Genomic DNA, 5,575 nt, shown 5'->3' on the forward strand with positions numbered 1-5,575 from the left:
ATCCACCACGAGGTTCACCGCTACTGCTTCATTGCCCGCTCGGTGAACTTTCCGGTTACATACGTGCCGACGTTCAAAATCGCGCTGGGCTGACGCCGCCTTTCCCGATCGACCATCGCAAACGGGACGGCCCCGGCCGTCTCACCAGCCCTTCATAATTGGGAATGTCCTGACAGCCTTGATTGACGGTAGACTGTTTAGGTGTATTGCTAACGCAACTCACCGATAGGAGGTACATTTGCGCTCTTCTTGGCTTGCCTGTCTAATAGCGGCAACGGCGATCAATGCTTCATCGGGAAATGCGCAGGAACCGACTCCCAAACGCAGTACGCCATGGCCGATAGCGGTCCACGCCAGGGTACAATACGCGCCGACGCCATTCGCTTCCGAGGGCACGCAGCACCTCTTCTATGAGCTGCTGCTGACCAATTTTTCAGCCTCGCCGATCCAGTTGCATCAGATCGACGTGATCGACGGCGACAGGTCTGCCCGTACACCGCTTGCCAGTTTTCCGGCCACGACACTGGCGTCGCTCACGCGTACGGTTGGCCACGACGATGCCGCGACGCTGCCGCCGATACCGGCGGGTGGGACGCAAGTGGTGTTTCTAGAGGTCAAAATTCCCGAGGGAGAGGCTCTGCCTGGGCACCTCGTACATCGTCTGGCACTCGGGGACGACACCGTGACGTTGGCGGCCGTACCCGTCCATCGCGCGCTCAAGGTTCTTGGTCGCCCGGTCACAGGAAGCGACTGGATCGCGGCGGACGCCCCGAGCAACGATCCCGACAATCATCATCGTCGCGGGCTGTTCATCAACGATGGCGCGTTGACGGACTCGCGGCGCCTTGCGATCGATTGGAAGATCATGAAGGACGGGAAGTCCTATCGCGGCGACGCGAAGGCCGCCGCGTCCTATTTCGCTTATGGCCAACCCTTGCTCGCCATCGGGGATGCCAAGGTCGTCCGCGTTGAGGATGGTCATCCGGACAACCCCGCCGGACATGGTGTCGACTTCCACCCCGCCGAACCGGTTACGATCGATAATATCGGCGGTAATCTGATCGTTCTCGATCTGGGCGGTGGCCAATATGCCCATTATTTCCATATGAAGGCGGGCAGCATTCGGGTCCGGGTCGGCGACCATGTGCGAAAAGGGCAGGTAATCGGCGCGATCGGTTCGTCAGGCGATGCACGGGAGCCGCATGTCCATCTGGAAGTTACCGACGCAATCGGGACAATGGTCGGCGAAGGCCTACCCTATGTCATCGACCGTTATAGCATCATTGACCCAAAGACTGGAACCCGCGCTCTTCGAACGAACCAGATGCCGCTTGATGACATGATGATTGATTTTGGAAGATGACGGTGCGGTAACCGAAAAGCCGCTTTCCCAATTCACCATCCCAATGGGAACGCCCCGGTCGTCTCACGGGTCACTCCCAATTGCGATCGGCTTGGCGACCTCGCAATGCTGCCGCTACAAAAGCCGCATGAATACCAAGCATCAATCGCCCGCCGCCTTGGTCCACGCCTTTTACGAGGCGCGACAGGCAAACGATCCAGACGCTTTACGCCACTGGCTGGCAAGCGATGTACGTTGGACCGAGCCTGTTGTCGGGGATCACATGGGGCACCTTCGTGGCGCCGATGCGGTGGTGGACATGCTCAAACGTGCACTTGCCACCACGGGCGGCACATTTTCGCTGCGGGTCGCGAACACCGTTGAGACTACAAGCCATTGCGCTGCCGTCATCGAGTGGAGCGCCGACAAGAACGGCCGAACGATCCGGGGGCAGGAGATGGCGGTCTTCGGCTTCAAAGGAGGCCAGATTACAGAAGCCTCGTTCTTCGCGTCCGATATCAAGAACGATCAAGCGTTCTGGGAGGGCTGAACCAGTTTTCCCATTTCTCGATCCCAATCGGCAAGGGTTGCGACCGTTGCAGCAGGCTGGCTTAGCTGCCTGATGGGCAATGCCGATAAAAAGTCGATAAGCCAACCTGCAGCAATTTAGCGATTTTGGCAGGTTTGTCTCCTGCCGCCAGCAGCTTCCGCGCGGTATCGATCTTGTCGGCCGTCATAGTTGGCTTACGGCCTCCACCGGTGCCTCCCTTCGCCCAGGCTGCTGCCAACCCAGCGATCGTACGCTCCCTAATGAGCTCTCGCTCCATTTCGGCGACTGACGCGAGGATGTGAAAGAGCAGCCGTCCGGAAGGAGTGGCGGTATCGAAACCATCGGTTAGGGACCGAAAGTCGATCTTCCGGTCGGAAAGACCCGCGGCAAGGTCGATAAGGCCCCGGATGGAACGACCAAGCCGGTCGAGTTTCCATATCACGAGCGTGTCTCCGGTGCGCAGGAATTGCAGAGCTTCTGCCAAACCCGGTCGATCAGTCTTCGCACCGCTCGCCTTATCGGCGAACATTTTCTCTCAGCCGGCTCTGGCTAGCGCATCCGTCTGCAGAGCCAGATCCTGGTCGATGGTCGACACACGAGCATAGCCTATCAGCATCTTGATTGTCCGTTGACGTTCTCGAATCACCGTGCGCTTCGGCCTAAATCGCCGACACCTCATGAGCGTCGACGCGCCGCAAGGTCACGAACACCAGCACTGCGGACGCGCAAGTCACGCCCGCGAGAACGTATAGGAGAAGCGCGAAGCCACTCGCATAACTCTCCTTCAGCGCTTCGGCCGATGCACCCAGCCGGATGGCCCGGCCAAGGTCGCCAGTAACCAGATGCTGGGCCAAAAGCGGCCGGACCTGAGCGGAACCGATCGTAAGCCTATCAAGGTGCCAGCGCACTAGGGCCGCCAATCCTGCGGTTACGCTGGCCAGCGCGATGCCCTCACCCGCGACCCTGGTGGTGCTGAAGATACCGGTGGCCATGCCGGCACGTTCCGGCGGCACGACCGCGACCGACAGGCCGTCCATCAATCCCCACGGCAATCCGGCCCCCATGCCGATCAGAAGCATCGCCGGCACCGGTGTCGCGCCGGATCCGGGGCCGCACAGCGACAGCCAGAGTAGACCTATACTCGCTGCCAGCAGTCCGGCTGCCGATACGGTCCCTGCCGAGTGCCGACGCGCCAGCCGTACCGCCAGCGTCGGCGCGACCAGCATTGGTGCCGACAAGCCGAGCATGCGCACCCCTGCGTGGGTTTCGGTCATGCCCTCGACACCGATGAACCGCAGCGGCAGCAGAACCAGCAGCACGACAAAGCAGTAGCAGGTCGCGATCGGCAGCAACTGCACCCCCAGGACGCGGGGATAGCGCAAAAGGTTAAGATCGAGCAGCGGCGCCGTGCTACGTCGCTCGACGCGAACGAAAAGTGTAAACCCGCCAACGGCGGCAAGGAGCAGCCCGGCCATTGGCATGCTGGTCCAACCCCAAACCGGTCCTTGAAGGATGAAAAGGGTGAGGCAGGCGAGCGCGATGGAGAAGGTCGCTGCGCCCAGCCAGTCCATCGCAGACGATGCCGCTGCACGAGTTTCACGCAGCGACCCCGCCCCGAGCAGAAGCGCAAGGGCCGCCACGCCCGTCGGCGCGGCGAACACCGCACGCCACCCGAACGCCTCCATCAGTATGCCTGCGACCAGCGGCCCAAATGCCAGGCCGATGCCAAAGGTGGTGCCCAGCAGGCTGAATGCCCGCGCGCGTGCCGACCCGGTGACCTCTTGCGCCAAGGCCGCGGTTCCCCCGGCCAGGGCCCCAGCGGCACCGACACCCTGCACGGCGCGCAGCAGATCAATCCAACCGAGTGTCGGCGCCAAGCTCAGCATAAAGGAGGCGACACCGAACAGACCGACGCCTGCCATGAACACCCGCTTGCGGCCCCAGCGATCGGCCAGCGCACCTGCGGTCATGAGCAGGCCACCGAACGTCAGCATGAAGGCATTCGTGACCCAGGCGAGCCCCGGCAGATCGCCGCCCAGCAAATGCCCGATCGCAGGCGTCGCCACTGCTCCGCCGGAGAAACTCATGGGCAGGATAAGGGCGGCTGTGCACACCGCAGCGAGAGTGGTGCGGGGGTGGGCGCTGGCGGGATTATGAGGTGAGTTGGTCATATGCGGGATACCTCCGCGCACGGCCTTATCTCACGAACTCGGGGCGATAATCAGGTCGATTGGACTTGGTCTATATCCTTTTCAGCTATAATCTGCAGACTTGGATAATCTGCTTGGCATCACCAGCTTTGTTCGAACGGCGGAACTGCAGAGCTTCGTCGGCGCAGCCCGCACGCTCGGGCTGTCGCCATCCGCTGTCGGCAAGAATGTCGCCAAACTGGAAGCCGCGCTTAAGGTGCGCCTTCTGCATCGTACCACCCGTCGCGTCCGCCTTACCGATGAAGGCGCGCTGTTCCTGGAGCGCTGCCGCCGTATTCTGGATGAGCTGCGCGAGGCGGAGATCGCCGTATCGGATGCGGGGGCGACACCGCGCGGTATCCTTCGGGTCAGCCTGCCGACGATCGGCTACCGGTTTCTCGTCCCGCACCTGCCTGCGTTTTGCGCCGCTTATCCGCACATCGAGCTCGACCTGCATTGCAATGATCGACTGGTCGACCTGCTCGAAGAAGGGATGGATGTGGCGATACGCGGCGGTGAACTGGCGACGTCGTCGCTGATCGCACGCAAGCTCGGCTCTTTTTCGTTCGTACTGTGCGCATCGCCTGCCTACATAAACGCGTACGGCCAACCGCACTCGGTCGACGCCTTGGTGACCCATGACGCCGTGCGGTTCCGCTATCCGGGTTCGGGACAGGTACAGCCTTGGCCGATCGCGCTTGATCTGCATCCACGTACAGTCTTGGCGTGTAGCAATATGGAAGGCGTACGCGCCGCGGCGATCAATGGTCTGGGCATCGCATACATGCCTGACTTCCTGGCGGCAGATGCCGTTCGGACTGGTGAGCTCTGCTACCTGCTGGAGGATAAGGTGTGCTCCGAAGGGCAATTCTCACTCGTATGGCCCTCCGGCCGCTTAGTGTCATCGCGGCTGCGGGCCTTCATCGACTTTGCCACTGTCAACCTGTTTCAAGACCGCGTGGTAACTCAGTCGAATGGGCATGAGCGTCAGGGTTGATGGGCCAAGCCACTCATTCTCGTAATCGCACCTTTTCGAGAGGTCGCTGGCCGTCTCGCTGACCGTTCCCAGTTGAGAATGACGATCGGCATTGCATCGCCATGGGATGTGCCCAATTGGCGCTTTACGCCGTCATAACGCTTTCCTGTCCCAAAGTCTTCGCGAAGCAGACTGCCTCAGGTCGTCCAACATATTTGCCAAAGTTGGGAATGCGCCGGTAGCCGTTCCTCTCGTAGAACTGAACGGCGCGGCTGTTTACCAATCGTGTTTCCAGCCACAAATCGCGATAGCCATCGGCTTCTGCTCTCCTTTCGAGATCGTTGAGAACAGCCGATCCCACCCCTTTACTTGTCGGAATGGCGAACATCCGCTTCAACTCCGCCACGCCCTTCTGAAGCGGTCGATATGCCCCGCACCCCAGAGCGTTACCCTGTGCGTCATACGCCAGTACAAACGAGGCGCCAGCCCCCTCTACATCGGAGGGGTCGAATGACGAT

The 5,575-nt window shown here is 61.1% G+C and carries 5 protein-coding genes and 1 pseudogene; 3 read left to right on the forward strand and 3 right to left on the reverse strand.

Annotated elements, in window-relative coordinates:
* Positions 1-238: 238 nt before the first annotated feature.
* Positions 239-1,363, forward strand: coding sequence for a M23 family metallopeptidase (locus U1703_RS18590; RefSeq protein WP_332786935.1), 1,125 nt, complete (start codon positions 239-241; stop codon positions 1,361-1,363).
* Positions 1,364-1,490: 127 nt separating this feature from the next.
* On the forward strand, positions 1,491-1,892 hold the full coding sequence (locus U1703_RS18595) for a nuclear transport factor 2 family protein (RefSeq protein WP_332786936.1): 402 nt from the start codon (positions 1,491-1,493) through the stop codon (positions 1,890-1,892).
* A gap of 61 nt (positions 1,893-1,953) precedes the next feature.
* On the opposite strand, the pseudogene U1703_RS18600 reads toward U1703_RS18595, so the two are convergent.
* A pseudogene (locus tag U1703_RS18600) lies at positions 1,954-2,508 on the reverse strand (recombinase family protein).
* 43 nt (positions 2,509-2,551) lie between these two features.
* Positions 2,552-4,063 carry an MFS transporter gene (locus U1703_RS18605; protein WP_332786937.1) on the reverse strand — a complete coding sequence of 504 codons (1,512 nt, stop codon included), beginning with the start codon at positions 4,061-4,063 and terminating at the stop codon, positions 2,552-2,554.
* A 100-nt stretch (positions 4,064-4,163) separates the two neighbouring features.
* Here U1703_RS18605 and U1703_RS18610 point away from each other — a divergent pair, with 100 nt between their 5' ends.
* Positions 4,164-5,078: a LysR family transcriptional regulator gene (locus tag U1703_RS18610; RefSeq protein WP_332786938.1), complete on the forward strand. Its 915-nt coding sequence runs from the start codon at positions 4,164-4,166 to the stop codon at positions 5,076-5,078.
* A 124-nt stretch (positions 5,079-5,202) separates the two neighbouring features.
* Here U1703_RS18610 and U1703_RS18615 read toward each other — a convergent pair.
* The coding region (locus U1703_RS18615; protein WP_332786939.1) for a GNAT family N-acetyltransferase at positions 5,203-5,575 on the reverse strand (373 nt) is incomplete at its 5' end.

This window comes from Sphingomonas flavida, assembly GCF_036663655.1.
Lineage (GTDB): Bacteria > Pseudomonadota > Alphaproteobacteria > Sphingomonadales > Sphingomonadaceae > Sphingomonas.

Excerpts from the sequence above, each read along its gene's own strand:
- U1703_RS18595 (WP_332786936.1), top strand. The coding sequence starts at position 1,491 with ATGAATACCAAGCATCAATCGCCCGCCGCCTTGGTCCACGCCTTTTAC.
- U1703_RS18605 (WP_332786937.1), bottom strand. The coding sequence starts at position 4,063 with ATGACCAACTCACCTCATAATCCCGCCAGCGCCCACCCCCGCACCACT.